The sequence below is a fragment of the Ferrovibrio sp. genome, from assembly GCF_046297895.1.
Lineage (GTDB): Bacteria > Pseudomonadota > Alphaproteobacteria > Ferrovibrionales > Ferrovibrionaceae > Ferrovibrio.
Genome location: NZ_JBKBHC010000006.1, coordinates 251,392 through 269,302, shown reverse-complemented (window position 1 = coordinate 269,302; position 17,911 = coordinate 251,392). Strand labels below are relative to the sequence as shown.

Sequence of the window (17,911 nt, the reverse complement as noted above, 5' to 3'; positions counted from 1 at the left end):
CCCGGAGGCCGCGCCATGGCGGAAGCGCGGAATGATGGCCGCGTCGAGCAGGCGATCTTCCGCCTGCCGCCGGCACAGAAGCTGGATGATGGCCGCTATACCGTCACTGTCGTCTACCTCGACATGACGAGGCCGCCGCCCGAGGCGCCCAACCCGCCGCCGCTGGTGCCCAAGCTGGCCCTGCTGCGGCTGGACAAACCGACGGTGGGTTTCTACCGCTACCTCTATGAGGCCGTCGGCAGCCGCTGGCACTGGGTGGACCGCCACCGCATGAGCGACGTGGCGCTGGGCCATATCATCAACGATCCGCTGGTGGAAATCTGGGTGCCGTATGTGGGCGGCGTGCCGGCGGGCTACATCGAACTCGACCGCCGCGCCGAAACCAGCGACGAGGCCAAGCCGATCAACATCGCCTATTTCGGGCTGGCGCCGGAATTCTTCGGCCGCGGCATCGGACCCTGGCTGCTGCGCGCCGGCATCCGGCAGGCGTTTTCCTATGAGACGAAGCGGCTGACAGTGAACACCTGCAACCTGGATCATCCGGCCGCCCTGCCGCTGTACCAGAAGCTCGGCTTCCGTCCCTACCAGACGCGCGAGGCGCTGTTCGATCCGCGGCGCTAGCCGGTGGCCTTGACGCGCTGGTAATGCCGCCGCGCCTTGGCGCGATTGCCGCAGGATTCCATCGAACACCAGCGGCGGCGCTTGTTAGGGCTGGTGTCATGAAACAGCCAGCCGCAGCCCGGTCCGGCGCAGCAGCGGATGCTGTCGGGCTCTGCCGTCACCAGAAGATCGGCCGCCAGCCGCGCTATGGCGCCCAGCGGCGAGCCCAGGGCAATGCCGTCGCCATGGCTGCGCCAAGCCAGACGACCCTGCGCGGCCGGCGCCAGCGTGCGGCCCTCGGGATATTGCAGCAGCACGCGGTTGAGCACCGCCAGATCGGCCTTCGGTGCACTCCGCTCCCGGCGCAAGGCATCCGCCACGCGGAAAATCGCCTCGCGCAATTCGATGGCCTCCGCACAGACGGCCTCGGCCCTGACCGACGCCCCGGCCGCCAGCCGTTCCAGTTCAGTTGCGGTAGACGCGCTGATGATGGCAGCCCGGCGGCACCAGGCCAGCAGGGCGGCGTAGGACACTAGGTTTTCCTCCGGCCCGCCCTCGGCCGCCGCTCGCCCGCGCCAGTCCAGCGTGTTGACGAAATCAAGCGCCGGATGGCCGCCGAGCAGGCCGAGGCTGAGGATGCGGAGCGGCTCCTTCATATAACCATCATACCGGTTGACTGGCCGACCGCCAATGCCTAGTTTCCGGCCGATGGATTCGACCTCCCAGCAAGTTGCCGCGGCCGAACCGGCCGTCTTCACCCGCGCCGGCATCTGGCACGGCATGAAGATAACCCTGCCCTACAGCGTCAGCGCCCTGCCCTTTGGCCTGGCTTATGGCGCGGCGGCAGTCGGCGTGGGCGTGACGCCGGGCGAGGCCACGCTCATGAGCGCGCTGATCTTCGCGGGCAGCGCACAATTTGCCGTACTCAGCCTGTGGGTGACGCCGCTGCCGCTGGCGGCGATGGTGCTCACGGCCTTCCTGGTCAATGCCCGCCATGTGGTGATGGGTGCGGCCCTGCATCCCTTTATCTCCAACCTGCCGCGCAGGCTGGTGCTGCCCATGGCCGGCGGCATGACCGATGCCGGCTGGGCCATCACCCTGCAGGAAATGATGCGCGGCCGGCGCGACCTCGGCATCCTGCTCGGCACCATCATCATGCAATGGCCGGTCTGGACCGGCGGCACCTTGGCCGGTGCGCTGATCGGCGGCGCCGGGCTGGAACCGAAACGCTGGGGCCTCGACGTGCTGATCGCCGGCGTTTTCGCCACCTCGGTCATCGGCCTGTACCGCGGACGCGGCGATGCGCTGCCCTGGGCGGCCGCCATTGCCGGCACCGCGGCCAGCCTGCTCTGGCTGCCCGGCAACTGGTATATCCTGATCGGCGGCCTCTGCGCCGGCCTTGTGGGGCTGCTACGCCATGCCGACTGAGATCTTGGGCATCAACAGCATCGCGCTGCTGGCCATCGTCGGCATGGCGCTGGCCACCTATGTGACGCGGGCCGGCGGCTTCTGGCTGATGGGTTTCGTCACCATCTCGCCGCGCATCGAACGCTTCCTGCGCCAGACTGCCGGCGGCGTGCTGATCGCCATCGTGACGGCGGCGGCGATGAACGGCGACTGGACCATGTGGTGCGGCCTGGGCGCCACCTTTGCGGTGATGCTGGCCTTCCGCAGGCCGATGACGGCGATCCTGATCGGCATGGCGGTGGCCGCTGGCCTGCGCTGGCTGCCTGGCGGTTTTCCAGTATGAGGCCAAGGCCGCTGCTGCTGCAGGCCGTCACGAAAGCCGACCGGCATCTTGCGGTCGCGGCGACGAATGACAGCCTGCTTACTTACGGTGGCTGGATCGTCGATTCCCACTTCTTTTCCAATAAGGCGGCAACGATCCGCCTTGTTATTCCCGCCAACCGTCTGCCCGACTGGCTGGACCAACTGAACCAAGCCGGACTGAAGTTCGACCCTATCGATCCTCCTCCGCAGGCTGATGGAGAAATATCCATCAGCCTATCGATCACCTTCATCCATGACGAACCCGATCTCGCCCGCGACATCCCGGCCGTGCCGGGCTAGTTCGGGCTAGTCTGCTTTACCCCCGGCGGCGACGACCATTCCACCACACGCCAGGCATTGCCCTGGCGCTGCACGCGGTAGCGCGTAGGCGGCGCCGGTGTGGTGATGCAATCGGGCTCGGCCATCTGCAGGCCGCAGTTGCGTCCGGCAATGGCAATCACCGCCTCGTCGGGTCCGGCCTGCTCGGCGGCGGCGACGCGATAGCTCCACCAGTACCGGATATGCCCCGTCCGCGTGAAATCCAGCGCTGCCGCCTGTGGCCAGACGGCACGGCAGAGTGCTACATCGCGACGGGCGAAGCAGGCCAGCAGGGTTTCTACGGCGCAGAGTGGCGTTTCCGGTCGGCCGATGCAGCGGCTGTCGCTGCGTTCGGCCGGGCCGATCAGCCGGTATTGCCCGGCCGGGTCGACCGCCGGCAATTGTGCGGCTGCGGTGACGGGTAACAACGCAAGAAGAATGGCGGCGATGCTGCGCATGACGCTCCTCCCCGGTTATGGACCGGGCAGGAGCATAGCACGGAATCAGCCCAGTTCAGTGCAGGATCTGGCTTAGGAACAGCTTGGTACGGTCGTTCTGCGGGTTGGAGAAGAATTCATCGGGCGTGTTCTGCTCGATGATCTCGCCGCGATCCATGAAGATCACCCGGTTGGCCACCTTGCGGGCAAAACCCATCTCGTGGGTGACGCAGAGCATGGTCATGCCGCCCTCTTCCGCCAGCCCGACCATGACGTCGAGCACTTCCTTGACCATTTCCGGGTCAAGTGCCGAGGTCGGCTCGTCGAACAGCATGATCTTCGGGTTCATGCACAGCGAGCGGGCGATGGCGACGCGCTGCTGCTGGCCGCCGGAAAGCTGGCCCGGATATTTCCTGGCCTGCTCGGGGATGCGCACGCGCTCCAGGTATTTCATCGCCGTCGCCTCGGCCTCGGCCTTGGGCTTCTTCAGCACCCAGATCGGGCCGATCGTGAGGTTCTCCAGCACGGTGAGATGCGGGAACAGGTTGAAATGCTGGAACACCATGCCGACCTCGCGGCGAATGGCATCGATGTTCTTCAGATCGTTGGTCAGTTCGGTGCCATCGACGATGATGTGGCCCTGCTGGTGTTCCTCCAGCCGGTTGATGCAGCGGATCATCGTGGATTTGCCCGAACCCGAGGGCCCGCAGATCACGATGCGCTCGCCACGCGCCACCGACAGGTTGATGTCGCGCAGCACGTGGAACTCGCCATACCACTTGTTGACTTTCTGCAGTTCGATGATCGGTGCGGCCATGAGCGGCGGTTCCCTTAACGCTTGTGTCCGGTGGCCAGGCGCGCTTCGAGCGACTGGCTATATTTTGAGATGGAGTAGCAGAAGACGAAGTAGATCGCCGATACGAAGACATAGGCCTCGATCGAGAACCCGCGCCACGCCGGATCGGTGAGCGACACCTTCGCCGACTGCATCAGGTCGTAGATGCCGATGATCACCACCAGCGAAGTGTCCTTGAACACCGCAATGAACAGGCTGACCAGCGGCGGGATGACGATCTTCAGCGCCTGCGGCAGGATCACCAGACCCATCTTCTGCGCATAATTCAGACCGAGCGATTCGGCACCCTCGTACTGTCCCTTCGGGATCGCCTGCAGGCCACCGCGCACCACCTCAGCCAGATAGGCAGCTGAGAACATGATGATCGCAATCTGGGCGCGCAGCAGCTTGTCGATGCTGTAACCTTCGGGCAGGAAGAGCGGCAGCATCACCGACGACATGAACAACATGCTGATCAGCGGCACGCCGCGGATCAGTTCGATATACATGATGCACAGCGTCTTGATCGCCGGCATGCGCGACCGCCTGCCCAGCGCCAGCAGCACGCCGAAAGGGAAAGCCAGGGCAATGCCGAAAGTGGCCAGGATCAGGGTCAACGGCAGGCCGCCCCACAGCGTGTTTTCGACATAACGGAGGCCAAACACCCCGCCCCACATCAGGATCGCCACCGCGACCAGGCCACCGATCCAGATGGCGATCAGGCTGAGATTCCAGAAACGCGGCATACAGCTCATGACGATCATCGCCACCAGCAAGATCGCGCCGATCAGCGGCCGCCATTGCTCCTCATAAGGATACAGGCCGAACAGGATCAGGCGGTATTTCTGGCCGATGAAAGCCCAGCAGGCGCCACCGCTGGCACGGCATTCCTGGTAGGTACCGGCAGTAAAATTGGCCTTGATCAGCGCCCATTCCACGAAGGGAGGCACCGACATCAGGAGTACCCAGACCGACAGGATGGTCAGGATCGCATTGAGTGGCGAGGAAAACAGCCGCTCGCGCAGCCAGGCTATCGGCCCGGTGGTGGAGGTCGGCGGCGGCAGGGATTCGCTGGCTGTCGTCATATTACCGCTCCACCAGCGCGATGTGCTTGTTGTACCAGTTCATGAACACAGAGATCGACAGGCTGATGCTTAGATAGACCGCCATGATGATCAGGATGCCTTCGATGGCCTGGCCGGTCTGGTTCAGTGTCGTGTTGGCGATGGAGACGATGTCTGGATACCCGATCGCCACGGCCAGCGAACTGTTCTTGGTCAGGTTCAGGTACTGGCTGGTCATTGGCGGGATGATCACGCGCAGCGACTGCGGCAGCACGATCAGGCGCAGGGTCTGGGCCCGACTCAGGCCCAGCGCGCTGGCCGCTTCCCACTGGCCGTAATTCACGGCCTGGATGCCCGAGCGCACCACTTCCGCAATGAAGCCCGCGGTGTACAGCACAAGCCCGAACAGCAGGGCCGCGAATTCAGGCGTGAGCGTGGCACCGCCGACGAAATTGAACCCCTGCAGCTTCGGGACATCCAGTTCCAGCGGCGCGCCGCCGATCAGCCAACCAAGCAGCGGCATGCCGACCAGCAGGGCGATGCCGGTTCGATAGACCGGAAACGCCAGGCCGGTGGCATCCTGCCGTTTCCGGGCATAGCGCACGACCAGGATGATCAGCAGGATGGCCAAGAGGAACCCTATGGCGGCGAGGTCATAGGCGAAATGGTCGGTCGGCGCCGGCACTTTCACCCCGCGATTGGATATGAACACGCCTGGAAGCAGGTTCACGGCCTGACGCGGACCGGGCATAGTCTCAGTAATGATCGCGTACCAGAAGAACAGCTGCAGCAGCAGCGGGATGTTGCGGATCACCTCGACGTAGATCATCGAAAGCTTGGCGATCAGCCAGTTCTTCGACAGACGCGCGATGCCGATGATGGTGCCGAGAATGGTTGCCAGAATGATGCCGACAACAGCAACCCGGATGGTGTTCAGAACACCCACCAGGATGGCCCGGGCATAGGTATTTTCCGGTCCGAAGGCAATCGGCGATTCGCCGATGGCAAACCCGGATTCCCTGGCGAGGAAGTCAAAACCCGTCGAGATGTTGCGGGTCGACAGATTGTGCAGCGTGTTCGAAACCAGGAACCAGCTGACGACAACAACGAGGATGAGAGCGACCGCCTGATAGACAATCGAACGAACATCCGGGTCGTTCCAGCTCAGACGCCGCGGCGGCGCGGATCGCGCGCCGTCTACACTACCTTTGGCCATGTGCCCCCCATGGCTGTTACGAAAACAAACGCAAACTGAAAGCTAAAGTCTGACGTGCAGAGACCGGCGGCGCCCTGTTTCGCCGCCGGTCCTGCGCGTCAGTGCATCAGCGGATCGGCCAGGCGTACAGAGCGCCGCCCTTGTTCCAGAGCTGATTGACGCCGCGAGCCAGTTTCAGCGGGCTTTCCATGCCCACGTTCCGCTCGAAGCTCTCGCCGTAATTGCCCACCTGCTTGATGATGTTGTAGGCCCACTTCTCGTCGAGACCCAGCGCCTTACCGCCACCGGGGGTGACGCCCAGGATACGCTTGATGTTCGGGTTCTCGCTCTTGAGCATCTCGTCGACGTTCTTCGAGGTGATGCCGTATTCCTCGGCCTCGATCATCGCGTTCAGCGCCCAGCGAACCACGACCAGCCACTGGTCGTCGCCCTGACGGACCATCGGGCCGAGCGGCTCCTTGGAGATGATTTCCGGCAGGATCAGGTGATCGTCCGGCTTGGCGAGCTGGGTCGCGCGGGTGGCGGCCAGGCCCGAAGCGTCGGTGGTGTAGACGTCGCAGCGGCCCGAGTCATAGGCGGCCACCACTTCATCCAGCTTTTCGATCACGACCGGCTTGAAGGTCATCTTGGTGGAACGGAAGTAGTCGGCGAGATTCAACTCGGTGGTGGTGCCGGGCTGCACGCAGACGGTGGCGCCGTTCAGTTCCTTGGCGCTCTTAACGCCAAGCGACTTGCGGACCATGAAACCCTGGCCGTCATAGTAGTTCACACCCACGCCTATCAGACCCAGCGAGGCATCGCGGGTGAGAGTCTGCGTGGTGTTGCGCGACAGCAGGTCCACCTCACCCGACTGCAGGGCAGTGAAGCGCTGCTGGGCGGTCAGACCGGTATACTTGACCTTCGAGGCGTCGCCGAACACCGCAGCGGCAACCGCACGGCAGACGTCGACGTCGAGGCCCTTCCAGACACCCTGGCTGTCCGGCGCGGCAAAACCGCCCAGACCGGTGTTGGTTCCACACTGCACGAAGCCCTTGGCCTTGACGGCGTCGAACGTGGCACCCGCCTGCGCCCCGTGCGCAGCGAATACGAACACCGCCGCGGCTGCGGCCGTTTGCAGAAGTTTCATCTTGTTACCCTTCCCTGTTGTGACTTGGACTGCGTTTCCGCAGAACCGTAGTGAAATTATCACGACGCTGCAAAAACCGGCAAGACAAGCTCAGTTATCCACAGGACCGCCGCATAACGGGCCGCCTTGCCAAGGCTGACTGCTATCAAGAAACGGGCCAAAGGATAGCGCAACGCACCTGCAGCAAAGGTGAGCGGGTCACCAATCACTGGAATCCAAGAGAAAAGCAGGATTCCCGCGCCCCAGCGCTGAAACTGCATCTGCGCTTTGTGCAATTGCACAGACGTGACCGGAAACCAGCGCTTGTGCTCAAAGCGCAGGCACCAGCGGCCCAGCAGCCAATTGATCAGTGCACCGCAGACATTGCCGGCCGTCGCGGCAACAAAAAGCCAGCCGGCCGGCGCCATGCCAGCCGCATGGCTGGCTGCCAGCGCGGCCTCCGAGGACAAGGGAATCAGGGTCGCCGCCAGCAGCGACCACAGGAAAAGCCCGGTCAGGCCGAATTGCGCTGCCAGCGAGGGATCAAGGGTCACGCCGCACGGCTGCCGGTGATGTCGTGGCTCGCCTCGCCCAGGTCCCACAGCAGGCCGGCCATCATCGCCAGCCCTTCGCGCATAACCGGCAGCAGCACATGCTCGTTTGGCGCATGCTGCGAGCAGGCGGCGTAGGAATGCGGCATCCACACGGTCGGCAGGCCCATCGTGTCGGCGAAGACATCGTTGGGCAGCGAGCCGCCGAGATTGGGCAGCAGGGCCGGCCGGCGGCCCATGGTGCGCGCCACGGATTCAAGCGCGAAATTCACATAGGGGTGGTCGGGATCAAGCCGCGTGGCCCGGAATACTTCGGCGCGCGCCTGCGTCACCTGCACCTGCGGAAAACCGTGGCGCGCGAGATGGCGGCGCAGGGCCGGCAGGAACTGCTCGGAATCGGGTCCGACGACGAAACGGATCTGGCAATGCGCCGTGGCCATGCCGGGGATCGCGTTCACCGGCGCTTCCGGATTGCCGGTCTTGAAAGCCAGCACGTCGAAACTGCACCAGCCATAGACTCGTTCGGCTGGGGACAGGCCCGGTTCGCCCCACCAGGTGTCTATCGCCGGGCCATCGCTACCGCCACCCACCTCGCAATCGGCCAGGGCGCGCCGCACCCCGGCGGGCAGTTCCGTCGGCACCCATTCCGGAATGCGGATCTGGCCGGTCGGGCCGACAATGCTGGCGATGGCATGCGCCAGGATGATACCGGGATCGGCCAGCAGCCCGCCCCAGTTGCCCGAATGGTGCGCGCCCTCGCGCAGGTTGACCGTCAGATCGAAATTCAGACCGCCGCGCGCGCCACAATACAGCGTCGGCCGCTCCGGCGACAGGCGCGGCCCGTCGGAGGCCAGGAACAGGTTCGCACCCCATTCCGCCTTGTGCGCAGCGCAGAAATCGTTCAGGCCGGGCGAGCCGATCTCCTCGCCCGTTTCGATCAGCAGCACGACGTTAAAGCCCAGCTTGCCGCCACGCGCCTTCAGCACGGCCTCCAGCGCCGCGATGTTCACCGTATGCTGGCCCTTGTTGTCGGCGGTGCCGCGGCCATAGAGCCTGTCACCCTCCTGCACGATCTGCCAGGGATTGAGGCCACTGCGCCATTGCGCGTCCTGCCCGCGGATCACGTCGCCATGGCCATAGGAGAATACGGTTTTGGTCGCGCCCGGCTCGCGCCGCGTGGCCACCAGGAAAGGCCCCCCCTTCGGCGATGGGTTGCCGTGGATCGCACAGGAGAAACCGAGTTTCTCCAAGGTGCCCTGCATCTCCTTTTCCAGGTAATCGGCCAGAGCCTGCCGACGATCAGGATTCTGGCTCTCGGTCGGGATGGCGACGCGGCGGGCAAGATCGGCTTTGAAGCCGCCCTGGTCGAGATAGTCGGTGGCGGCTTTGATGGCGTCTTGGCGGGTCATGGGAAAAACTCCTTTACCCTTTTCATAGCGCCACCCGTCACGGCTGGAAAGCCCGCCCCCGGCTTTCCTGGTCAAGTCTTCCTGGCCGGCGTCTTCTCATCCCGGGCGGGCTTTGCGATAGTCGGGCCTCATATTGGAGTCCGCCATGAAAGACGAAACCAAGCTCGCCACGCTCGGCCGCGATCCGGAAGGCCATCATGGCGCGGTCAACATCCCGGTCTACCGTGCCTCGACCATCCTGCAGCCCAGCCTGAAAGCGCTCGCCGACGTCTATGCCGCCCGCGCCCGCGACGAACAGGTCACCTCATATGGCCGCGTCGGCACACCCCTGACCTATGCCTTTGAGAATACCCTGGCTGAGCTGGAAGGCGGCTACCGCGCCATCAGCTTTCCCTCCGGAGCCGCCGCCTGCTCGGGCGCGATCCTCAGCGCGGTGAAGGCCGGCGACCACATTCTGGTCACCGACAGCGTCTATGGCCCGACCCGGCATTTCTGCGACACCGTGCTTAAGCGGCTGGGTGTCGAGACCCAATATTTCCGCCCCACCATCAATGCCGGCATCCGCGACCTGCTACGGCCCAACACGGCGCTGATCTTTCTGGAATCGCCCGGCTCGCTCACCTTCGAGATGCAGGACGTGCCGGCCATGGCCGAGATCGCGCACAAGCACGGTGCGAAGGTGGTGATGGACAACACCTGGGGCACGCCGCTCTATTTCAAGAGCTTCAGCCATGGCGTCGACCTCTCCGTGCATGCGGCAACGAAATACATCGTCGGCCATTCCGATGCGATGCTGGGCGTGGTGATCGCGACGAAGGAATCCTGGCCGATGCTGCGCGACAGCGCCCGCGCGCTGGGCAACAATGCCGGCCCCGACGAAGTGTTCCTGGGCCTGCGCGGGTTGCGCACGCTGGCTGTACGGCTTCCACGCCACATGGAAAGCGGCATCGCGGTGGCCGACTGGCTGCGCAGCCGCGCTGAAGTGACCAGCGTGCTGCACCCTGCCCTGCCGCAAGACCCGGGCCACGCCCTGTGGAAGCGCGACTTCCTCGGCGCCTGCGGTCTGTTCTCCTTCGAGCTGGACCGCAAATACAGCGACGATGCGGTGGCCGAATTCGTCGACCACCTCGAACTCTTTGGCATCGGCTACTCCTGGGGCGGCTTCGAAAGCCTGGTCACCGTGGCCAAGCCGGATGCGATACGCACCGCCGAGCCATGGCGCGACCACGGCCCGCTGCTGCGTCTGCATATCGGATTGGAAGCGACCGACGACCTGATCGCCGACCTGAAGGCCGGCTTCGAGCGGCTGAACAGGGCGCAAGGGTAACATGACCGATATCCGCATCCTTACGCCGCAGGACCAGCCCAGGCTGGAAAACTTCCTGCGCGCCCATATGGCCGAGACGATGATCCTGCGCGGCAACCTGACGCGCAGCGGCATCCACGACGGCGACCGACCCTATCAGGGCCGCTATGCCGGCGCATTCGAGGGCGACCGCATCATCGGCGTTGCGGCACATTACTGGCTAGGCATGTTGGCCGTCTTCGCGCCGGGTCATGCCGGCGCCGTGGCGCGGGCGGCGGTGTCGAACCGTCCGGTGGCGGGGATTCTTGGACCGTGGCAGCAGGCGCTGGATACCCAGGAAGCCCTGGGACTGGACGATACCCATCGCCATCTGCGGTCGAAGGAGGTGCTGATGGCGCTGAAGCTGGACGAGCTGCGCCGGCCATCGTCGCTGCCCAACCAGTCGCTCACCTGCCGGGCCGCGACACCCGCCGACCTCGACCTGCTGACGGAATGGCGCCTGGCCTTCGCCCAGGAAACGCTGGAAGCGACCCCCTCGCAGGCCACTACGCAGCATTGCCGCGCCGAGGTGGAGCGCTGGGTGGAGGAAGGCAACCAGTTCCTGCTTTTTGACGGCAACCGGCCGGTGTCGGGCTGTTGTTTCAGTGTCCGCCTGCCCGATGCCGTGCAGGTCGGCAATGTGTGGACGCCGCCAGATCTGCGTAGCCGCGGCTACGGCCGCGCCGCGGTAGCCGGCGCGCTGACGGCGGCCAGGCAGGCCGGCGCCAGCGTCGCCGTGCTGTTCACGCCAGCCGACAACGAAGCGGCAAAGACGGCTTACGCAGCGTTAGGCTTCACGGCCATCGGCGACTATGCGATCCTGCTGTTCAAGTAAGCAGGGAGCAGCGCCGTGACCGAGATCCTGACCGCCAAGGCCGATGGCATTCTGACCATCACCATCAACCGGCCGGACAAGAAGAATGCGCTTACCAGCGCCATGTACGCCGCCATGGCCGATGCGCTGGAGGCGGCCGAGACCGACGATGCCGTGCGCGTGATCGTATTCGCCGGCAATGGCGGCGCTTTCACCGCCGGCAACGACCTGCAGGACTTTCTCAACAATCCTCCGCAGGGTGACGGCAGCCCCGTTTTCCGCTTTCTTCGCGCGATCAGCTCCGCCTCCAAGCCACTGGTTGCGGCCGTTACCGGCGTGGCGGTCGGCGTGGGCACCACCATGCTGCTGCATTGCGACCTGGTCTATGTCGGCACCGATGCCCGCCTGTCGCTGCCCTTCGTCAATCTGGCGCTGGTGCCAGAAGCCGCTTCCTCGCTGCTGTTGCCTGCCATGGTCGGCTATCACCGCGCCGCCGAACTGCTGCTGCTGGGTGAGCCGTTCAATGCAGAGACGGCAAAGGAATACGGTATCGCCAATGCCATCTTTCCCGACGCGCGGGTCCTGCCCGAGGCGATGCAGGTGGCGGCGAAACTGGCAGCCAAGCCGCCGACCGCGGTCCGCCTGACCAAGCAGCTCCTGCGCCAGACGCGCGGCGACGTCGCCGGCCAGATGGCCGCCGAGGGCGTGCATTTCCGTAGCCAACTCAAATCGGCGGAAGCCCGCGAGGCGATGACGGCCTTCTTCGAGAAGCGGCCGCCAAAATTCGGCTGACGCCTGCCGCTTCAGTGCCGGCTGCCGATCCGGGCATGCATGGCCTGCGGCAGCAGGCGTTGCAGGTCGCGGCCGCGGATATGCACCAGGCTACAATGGTCGCCGCCCTCAAAATAGAGGTCGTCGCAGCCATCCAGCCGGTCGTCGATCACCATCTCTATGCCATAGGGCGTGCCAAGCGCCGGAACCGCACCGATCTCGCAATCGGCGAACAGTTCGGCCAACTCGTTCTCGGTGGCCAGTCCGATCCTTCGGTGCAGCAGTCGGCTCAGGTGTCCCAGTTCGACAGCGCAGCAGGCCGGTACCAGGGCCAGCATATAGCCGTCCTCGTCCTCCAGCAGAACGGCCTTGGCGACCTTGTCTTCCGGCACGCCGGCATAATGCGCCGCCGCCCGCATCGTATTGGTACGCTGATGTTCGATGACCTCGTAGGGCACATCGCAATGGTCAAGATACTCCTGCAGACTGATCGCAAGTCCCATCGCACCCTCCTCTGGCAAGGATGGCGGCCGCCGTCTGAACAATAGAGCATGTTATACGGCTGCACCGCCGCTGCCCAACAGGCTACACCCGATGGGAGTATCCGCAAGAAATCTGTTTTGGCGGAATACTGCTGTTGCTGTCGTCAGCGACAGTCGCGGCAGACGCCAACCACCTCGATGGTCTGGCGCTCCACAGTGAATCCCAGTCCCTTGGCATCCTGCAGGATGCGCTGGCTCAGTTCCGGGTCATTGATCTCGATGGCGGTGCCGCAGGTCCTGCAGATGAAGATTTCCTGCTGCACGGCATGACCCGGATGGGTGCAGCCGATGAAGGCATTCAGGCTTTCGACCCTGTGCACCAACCCATGCTCGACTAGGAAGTCCAGCGCGCGGTAGACGGTGGGGGGGGCCACTTTCTGTCCACCGCCGCTCATCTGCGCCAGCAGGTCATAGGCACCGGCCGGCTTGTGACTCTGCCAGATGAGTTCCAGTACGCGGCGCCGGATCGGCGTCAGCTTGGCGCCGGTAGCGGCGCAATGGGCCTCGGCCTGGCTGAGCGCGTCGCTGATGCAGGCCGCGTGATCATGGCCGTGCCGGTGACTGTGGGCGTGATTGTGGGGCTGGGGCGAGGCGCTGGACATACGATCAGTATAGGGCGGCCGGCTGTTCCGGCCAACCGCCCGCCCGGGTCCGCCCCCGGCTATTCGGCCAGGAATTGCGCGATCAGGGCGACCTGTTCGGCGGTATCCAGCGCCGGAGCATGGCCGATGCCCGGTATGTCGACGCGCTGTGCCTTCGGGCCGCGCCGGGTCATCTCGGCGGCGGTTTCGTCGCCCAGCAGGTCGGACACGGCACCCCGCAGCAGCAGTGTCCGGGCCGCGATCTGGTCGTAAATCGGCCAGGCATCGCCTGAGGCACCTGCGCTCTGGCGGCCCAGCACAGCGGCGATCTCCGGGTCGTAATGGGTGGTGAGCCGGCCATCGGGCAGACGCCGCGCCGAGGTTTCCGCCAGGCGGCGCCAGCCTGCATCGGAGGCGATACCAAACGGCGCATAGATGGTGCGAAAATACTGCTCCAGCTCGGGCAGGCTGGCGAAAGCCGGCGGAGATCCGGCATAAGACAGAATGCGCTGCACGGCGCCCGGCGCAATGGCCGGACCTACATCGTTGAGCACAAGATGGCTGATGCGGTCTTTCAAGGCCGTGGCAGCGCAGACCATGCCGATCAACCCACCCATCGAGGTGCCGACCCAGCGCACGCTCTGCAGATTGAGCAGATCCAGCAGAGCGACGGCCTGCCGGGCATAGAACGGCACGGTATATTCCGTATCGGGGTTCGGGCTCCAGGCGCTGAGGCCCCGGCCAATGGTATCGGGCGCGATCAGGCGGTAACGGTCGGCCAGGGCGCCGGCCAGATATTCGAAATCATGGGCATTGCGGGCAAAGCCGTGCCACAGGATTACCGCCGGGGCGGCCCCGTCACCCCATTCCAGGCAATGGACCGAGTGGCCGAGCAGGTCGTAATAGCGCGAACGCGCGATCATGATTTCATCTGCCGCAGCTTGCCGACGATGCCGGCTGGGAAGAAATAGACACTGAGCACGAACAGGATGCCGAGCCAGAGCAGCCAGCGGTCGGCATGGAACAGACCGGGCAATAGCGGGATGCCGGCCGATTCCAGCATGCCGCTGAACTGCCCCATCAGCACCTGCAGGTAATTCTGCGCCAGGATGAAAATGGTGGCACCCAGCACCGCGCCATAAAGCGTGCCCATGCCGCCAATCACCACCATCAGCAGGATATCGATCATGATGGCGAAGCTTAGCGTGGTGTCAGGGCCGGTGTAGCGCAGCCACAAAGCCATCAGCACGCCGGCGAGCGTGGCCATGCCGGCCGACAGGCAGTTGGCAATGGAGCGATAGACCACCACGCGGTAGCCCAGCGCCTCGGCGCGGAAATCGTTCTCGCGGATCGCCTGCAGCACGCGGCCGAAGGGGGAATTCACCACTCGCAGCGCCAGCAGGAACAGAATCAAGGCTGCGAAAAAGATCAGGTAATAGGTGAGGATACGGCCATTGATCATCACGCCCAGAACCGGTTCGTCGAACAGGCGGAAGGCCGGACGCAGCATTTCAGGGATGCGATAGCTGCGGCCATCCTCGCCACCGGTGATCTCGTTGAGCTGCGATGCCAGGATGGCGAAGGCTGAGGCCACCGCCAGCGTGATCATGGCGAAGAAGATCGCCCGCACCCGCAGGGAGAACAGGCCAATCAGCAGGGCCAGAAGCATAGCAAGCACAAGCGCGGCCAGCACACCCAGCCCGAGCGCGCCCCAGCCGGCATTGAAATTGTACATGGCGATCGCCACGCCATAGCCGCCGATGCCGTAGAACATCGTATGGGCAAAGGAAACGATACCGGTATAGCCCAGCAGCAAATCATAGCTGGCGACCAGAATGACGAAGACGCAGATCTTGGCGGCGACGTTCAGCGGCTGACTGCCCGGAAACAGGAAAGGCGCAAAGGCCAGGCTGAACAGCACGATGACCAACGCGGCCGAGAGAACCTTTGACCGCGGGTAATCGCCGGAGAGAATGCTGTGGATCGGATTGTTCGGCAGCATGAGGCGTTCCTCCCCTTACCGCTTGGCCACGGGATACAGGCCCTGCGGCCGCCACAGCAGGATCAGCACCATCAGCAGGATGCTGGACCCTAGCGCCAGCTTGGGCGCCAGGAAGCCGGTGTAATTGGCCACCAGCGCCACCAGGATGGCGCCGACAAAGCAGCCGCCGATGGAACCCAGGCCGCCGATGATGATGACGATGAAGATCAGCACGTTCACTTCCATGCCCATGCCGGCGGTAAGCGTCTGGCGATAAAAGGCCCAGAGCACACCGCCCAGGCCGGCCAGGGCCGAACCGGCGATGAACACGCCGACGAAGAGGCGGCGGATTTTGTAGCCCAGGGCCTCCACCATCTCGGCGTTTTCCACGCCGGCACGGATCAGCAGGCCGATCTTGGTGCGGTTGAGCATCAGGTGCATCAAGCCAAAAACCAGCAGGCCCAGCACCACGGCGATCACGCGGTATTTTTCCATCGCCGCCTCGCCCACCACGATGGCGCCGCGCAAGCCTTCGGGCAGTCGCAGCGGGATCGGGCTGGCGCCCCAGATCACGTGGATCATCTGTTCGGCCACGATCATGCCGCCCATGGTGATCAAAATCTGCTTCAGGTGCTGGCCATAAACCGGGCGGATCACCACCCGCTCGAAAGCATAACCCAGCGCACCGGTCACCAGCATGGCGACCAGGATGCAGGCCAGCAGCACACCGATATTGAGCCAGATATTCGGGCTCTCGACCCAGCCGGCCAGCGGCCCCAACACCATCAGGCTGACATAGGCACCGAACGAGATGAATACGCCATGGCCGAAATTCAGCACATCCATCAGGCCGAAGACGAGCGTGAGGCCGGAAGCCATCAGGAAGATCATCATGCCCATGGCGAGCGCCGCCACGGTGAGCGTGACCCAGGTGGAGAAACTGCCCACCAGCGGCAGGGCGGCCAGTGCCAGGATCGGCACCAGCAGGGCCGGCAGCCAGTCGGTCTTCACCTTGGGCAGCGAAGCGGTTTCAGTGGCGGCGACAGCGGTGCTCATTGATGCGCATCCATGCTCAGGCCCAGCAATTTCTGCTGCAGCGACGTATCTTGGGCCAGTTCGGCCATGGCGCCGCGATGCACGACGCGGCCATCGTCCATCACGGCCACCGTATCGCCAAGCATCTTGGCGGCCATGAAATTCTGCTCCACCAGCAGGATGGTCGCACCGGTGGATTTCAGTTCGCGAAAGGCCTGGATCATGTTCATGATGATGGCGGGAGCCAGGCCCTTGGTCGGCTCGTCGATCAGCAGCAACTCGCGCGGCTCGACGATGGCGCGGGCGATGGCCAGCATCTGCTTCTGCCCGCCCGACAGCGTGCCGGCCGCCAGCGACCAGAATTTCTCCAGCGCCGGGAACAGTCCAAAAATCCATTTCAGGCGTTTCGGATCGATCTCGCCGTTGCGGGCGGCCAGGATCATGTTCTCGCGCACGGTGAGGTCGGCGAAGATGCCCATATTCTCGGGCACGTAGGCGATGCCTGCTTGAGCGATCTCGGGCGTGGGCAGCTTCGTGATGTCGCGGCCGTCGAAATGCACATGGCCTTTCGACGCCTGCCACAGGCCCATGATGGTGCGCAAAGTGGTGGTCTTGCCGGCGCCGTTGCGGCCCAGCAGCATGGTGAGCTGGCCACGCGGCACCACAAGGTCGACGCCATGCAGGATGTGATACTGTCCGATATGGGTATGCACGCCTTCCAGGCGCAGGATCGCATCTGTCATCGTGCGCCCTCCTGTCCGGCCTCGGGCGAAATGCCCAGATAGGCCTCCTGCACCACCGGCGAGGCGATCACTGCGGCCGGTTCGCCGTCGGCCACGAGCGTGCCGTTATGCAGCACGATGATGCGGTCGGCCAGCGAACGCACCACATCCATCTTGTGCTCGACCAGCAGCACGGTCTTGTCGCCACGCGCCTTGATGCCGTGGATCAGGTCCAGCACGGTCGGCACTTCATCAACCGACATGCCGGCCGTGGGCTCGTCAAACATGAACACATCGGGCTCCAGAGCCAGCAGCAGGGCCACTTCCAGCTTGCGCTGGTCGCCATGGGGCAGTGCGCCGGCCATGGCGTTGCGCTTCTCAAGCAGCCTTACAGAGTCCAGCAGGCTATCGGCCTTTTCGATCAAGTCGCGACGATGGCTCCACAACTGCAGAAGCCGCATGCCCGCATTGGCGCGCGACTGCACGGCCAGCCGCACGTTTTCCATCACGGTGAGATTGGGAAACAGGTTGGTCAACTGAAATGCACGGCCCATGCCGCGCTTGGTGCGGGCCGAGGCCGTCAGGCCGCCGACATCCTGCCCGCGCAGCAGAACCGAACCGGAAGTCGCCTTGAGCTGGCCCGAGATCAGATTGAAATAGGTGGTCTTGCCGGCACCGTTCGGCCCGACGATGGCGGTCAGGGTGCCGGGATGGAAAGCACAGCTGACGGCATTCACGGCGACATGGCCGCCGAAGCGGATCGTCAGGTCACGGGTTTCAAGCGTTGGCGTGGCGGGCATCAGACCGGATATGAA

The 17,911-nt window shown here is 64.4% G+C and carries 22 protein-coding genes; 7 read left to right on the top strand and 15 right to left on the bottom strand.

Annotated elements, in window-relative coordinates; translation table 11 throughout:
* The first annotated feature begins 15 nt into the window (after nt 1-15).
* Nucleotides 16-621: a GNAT family N-acetyltransferase gene (locus ACK4FK_RS12450; RefSeq protein WP_409745284.1), complete on the top strand. Its 606-nt coding sequence runs from the start codon at nt 16-18 to the stop codon at nt 619-621.
* Here ACK4FK_RS12450 and ACK4FK_RS12445 read toward each other — a convergent pair.
* On the bottom strand, nt 618-1,256 hold the full coding sequence (locus tag ACK4FK_RS12445; protein WP_409745283.1) for a CGNR zinc finger domain-containing protein: 639 nt from the start codon (nt 1,254-1,256) through the stop codon (nt 618-620). The genes ACK4FK_RS12450 and ACK4FK_RS12445 overlap by 4 nt on opposite strands.
* A gap of 52 nt (nt 1,257-1,308) precedes the next feature.
* Between ACK4FK_RS12445 and ACK4FK_RS12440 the strand changes: the two genes are divergently transcribed.
* The 3 genes from ACK4FK_RS12440 to ACK4FK_RS12430 are packed head-to-tail and all read left to right on the top strand — an operon-like array spanning nt 1,309 to nt 2,670.
* Nucleotides 1,309-2,028 (top strand): AzlC family ABC transporter permease, encoded by a 720-nt coding sequence (locus tag ACK4FK_RS12440; protein ID WP_409745282.1) that lies wholly within the window; start codon nt 1,309-1,311, stop codon nt 2,026-2,028.
* The gene (locus ACK4FK_RS12435) at nt 2,018-2,350 is read left to right on the top strand and encodes an AzlD family protein (RefSeq protein WP_409745281.1); all 333 of its coding nucleotides are present in this window, start codon (nt 2,018-2,020) and stop codon (nt 2,348-2,350) included. The genes ACK4FK_RS12440 and ACK4FK_RS12435 overlap by 11 nt, the downstream gene beginning before the upstream one ends.
* Nucleotides 2,347-2,670, top strand: a complete 324-nt coding sequence (locus tag ACK4FK_RS12430) for a hypothetical protein (RefSeq protein WP_409745280.1) — start codon at nt 2,347-2,349, stop codon at nt 2,668-2,670. Before ACK4FK_RS12435 ends, ACK4FK_RS12430 begins: the two co-directional genes overlap by 4 nt.
* Here ACK4FK_RS12430 and ACK4FK_RS12425 read toward each other — a convergent pair.
* From ACK4FK_RS12425 to ACK4FK_RS12395, 7 genes are all read right to left on the bottom strand, one after another.
* Nucleotides 2,667-3,146: a hypothetical protein gene (locus tag ACK4FK_RS12425; protein ID WP_409745279.1), complete on the bottom strand. Its 480-nt coding sequence runs from the start codon at nt 3,144-3,146 to the stop codon at nt 2,667-2,669. The genes ACK4FK_RS12430 and ACK4FK_RS12425 overlap by 4 nt on opposite strands.
* A gap of 55 nt (nt 3,147-3,201) precedes the next feature.
* Nucleotides 3,202-3,942, bottom strand: a complete 741-nt coding sequence (locus ACK4FK_RS12420; protein ID WP_409745278.1) for an amino acid ABC transporter ATP-binding protein — start codon at nt 3,940-3,942, stop codon at nt 3,202-3,204.
* A 14-nt stretch (nt 3,943-3,956) separates the two neighbouring features.
* Entirely contained in the window at nt 3,957-5,045 is a 1,089-nt protein-coding gene (locus tag ACK4FK_RS12415; protein ID WP_409745277.1) for an amino acid ABC transporter permease, read from the bottom strand.
* A gap of 1 nt (nt 5,046) precedes the next feature.
* A complete protein-coding gene (locus ACK4FK_RS12410) occupies nt 5,047-6,240 on the bottom strand; it encodes an amino acid ABC transporter permease (RefSeq protein ID WP_409745276.1) in 1,194 nt (397 codons plus the stop codon).
* 106 nt (nt 6,241-6,346) lie between these two features.
* Nucleotides 6,347-7,366 (bottom strand): amino acid ABC transporter substrate-binding protein, encoded by a 1,020-nt coding sequence (locus tag ACK4FK_RS12405; RefSeq protein ID WP_409745275.1) that lies wholly within the window; start codon nt 7,364-7,366, stop codon nt 6,347-6,349.
* A gap of 59 nt (nt 7,367-7,425) precedes the next feature.
* The gene (locus ACK4FK_RS12400) at nt 7,426-7,899 is read right to left on the bottom strand and encodes a YqaA family protein (RefSeq protein ID WP_409745274.1); all 474 of its coding nucleotides are present in this window, start codon (nt 7,897-7,899) and stop codon (nt 7,426-7,428) included.
* Nucleotides 7,896-9,305: a M20 family metallopeptidase gene (locus ACK4FK_RS12395; protein WP_409745273.1), complete on the bottom strand. Its 1,410-nt coding sequence runs from the start codon at nt 9,303-9,305 to the stop codon at nt 7,896-7,898. Before ACK4FK_RS12395 ends, ACK4FK_RS12400 begins: the two co-directional genes overlap by 4 nt.
* A 145-nt stretch (nt 9,306-9,450) precedes the next feature.
* Between ACK4FK_RS12395 and metC the strand changes: the two genes are divergently transcribed.
* From metC to ACK4FK_RS12380, 3 genes are read left to right on the top strand one after another with little or no spacing between them, the layout of a single operon-like run.
* The gene (metC, locus tag ACK4FK_RS12390) at nt 9,451-10,632 is read left to right on the top strand and encodes a cystathionine beta-lyase (RefSeq protein ID WP_409745272.1); all 1,182 of its coding nucleotides are present in this window, start codon (nt 9,451-9,453) and stop codon (nt 10,630-10,632) included.
* A gap of 1 nt (nt 10,633) precedes the next feature.
* Nucleotides 10,634-11,485 (top strand): GNAT family N-acetyltransferase, encoded by an 852-nt coding sequence (locus ACK4FK_RS12385; protein ID WP_409745271.1) that lies wholly within the window; start codon nt 10,634-10,636, stop codon nt 11,483-11,485.
* Between the two features lie 15 nt (nt 11,486-11,500).
* Nucleotides 11,501-12,256: an enoyl-CoA hydratase gene (locus ACK4FK_RS12380; protein WP_409745270.1), complete on the top strand. Its 756-nt coding sequence runs from the start codon at nt 11,501-11,503 to the stop codon at nt 12,254-12,256.
* 11 nt (nt 12,257-12,267) lie between these two features.
* Here the strand turns inward: ACK4FK_RS12380 and ACK4FK_RS12375 are convergent, their stop codons facing one another.
* The 7 genes from ACK4FK_RS12375 to ACK4FK_RS12345 all read right to left on the bottom strand — a co-directional run bounded on the left by ACK4FK_RS12375 (nt 12,268) and on the right by ACK4FK_RS12345 (nt 17,896).
* Entirely contained in the window at nt 12,268-12,738 is a 471-nt protein-coding gene (locus tag ACK4FK_RS12375; protein WP_409745269.1) for an aminoacyl-tRNA deacylase, read from the bottom strand.
* 143 nt (nt 12,739-12,881) lie between these two features.
* Complete coding sequence (locus ACK4FK_RS12370; RefSeq protein ID WP_409745268.1) at nt 12,882-13,379, bottom strand: Fur family transcriptional regulator; 498 nt, start codon at nt 13,377-13,379, stop codon at nt 12,882-12,884.
* Between the two features lie 59 nt (nt 13,380-13,438).
* The gene (locus tag ACK4FK_RS12365) at nt 13,439-14,281 is read right to left on the bottom strand and encodes an alpha/beta fold hydrolase (protein ID WP_409745267.1); all 843 of its coding nucleotides are present in this window, start codon (nt 14,279-14,281) and stop codon (nt 13,439-13,441) included.
* Nucleotides 14,278-15,360: a branched-chain amino acid ABC transporter permease gene (locus ACK4FK_RS12360; RefSeq protein WP_409745266.1), complete on the bottom strand. Its 1,083-nt coding sequence runs from the start codon at nt 15,358-15,360 to the stop codon at nt 14,278-14,280. Before ACK4FK_RS12360 ends, ACK4FK_RS12365 begins: the two co-directional genes overlap by 4 nt.
* Before the next feature lie 15 nt (nt 15,361-15,375).
* Nucleotides 15,376-16,395, bottom strand: a complete 1,020-nt coding sequence (locus tag ACK4FK_RS12355; RefSeq protein ID WP_409745265.1) for a branched-chain amino acid ABC transporter permease — start codon at nt 16,393-16,395, stop codon at nt 15,376-15,378.
* On the bottom strand, nt 16,392-17,117 hold the full coding sequence (locus ACK4FK_RS12350; RefSeq protein ID WP_409745264.1) for an ABC transporter ATP-binding protein: 726 nt from the start codon (nt 17,115-17,117) through the stop codon (nt 16,392-16,394). The genes ACK4FK_RS12355 and ACK4FK_RS12350 overlap by 4 nt, the downstream gene beginning before the upstream one ends.
* Nucleotides 17,114-17,896, bottom strand: a complete 783-nt coding sequence (locus ACK4FK_RS12345; RefSeq protein ID WP_409745263.1) for an ABC transporter ATP-binding protein — start codon at nt 17,894-17,896, stop codon at nt 17,114-17,116. Before ACK4FK_RS12345 ends, ACK4FK_RS12350 begins: the two co-directional genes overlap by 4 nt.
* Between the last annotated feature and the right edge of the window lie 15 nt (nt 17,897-17,911).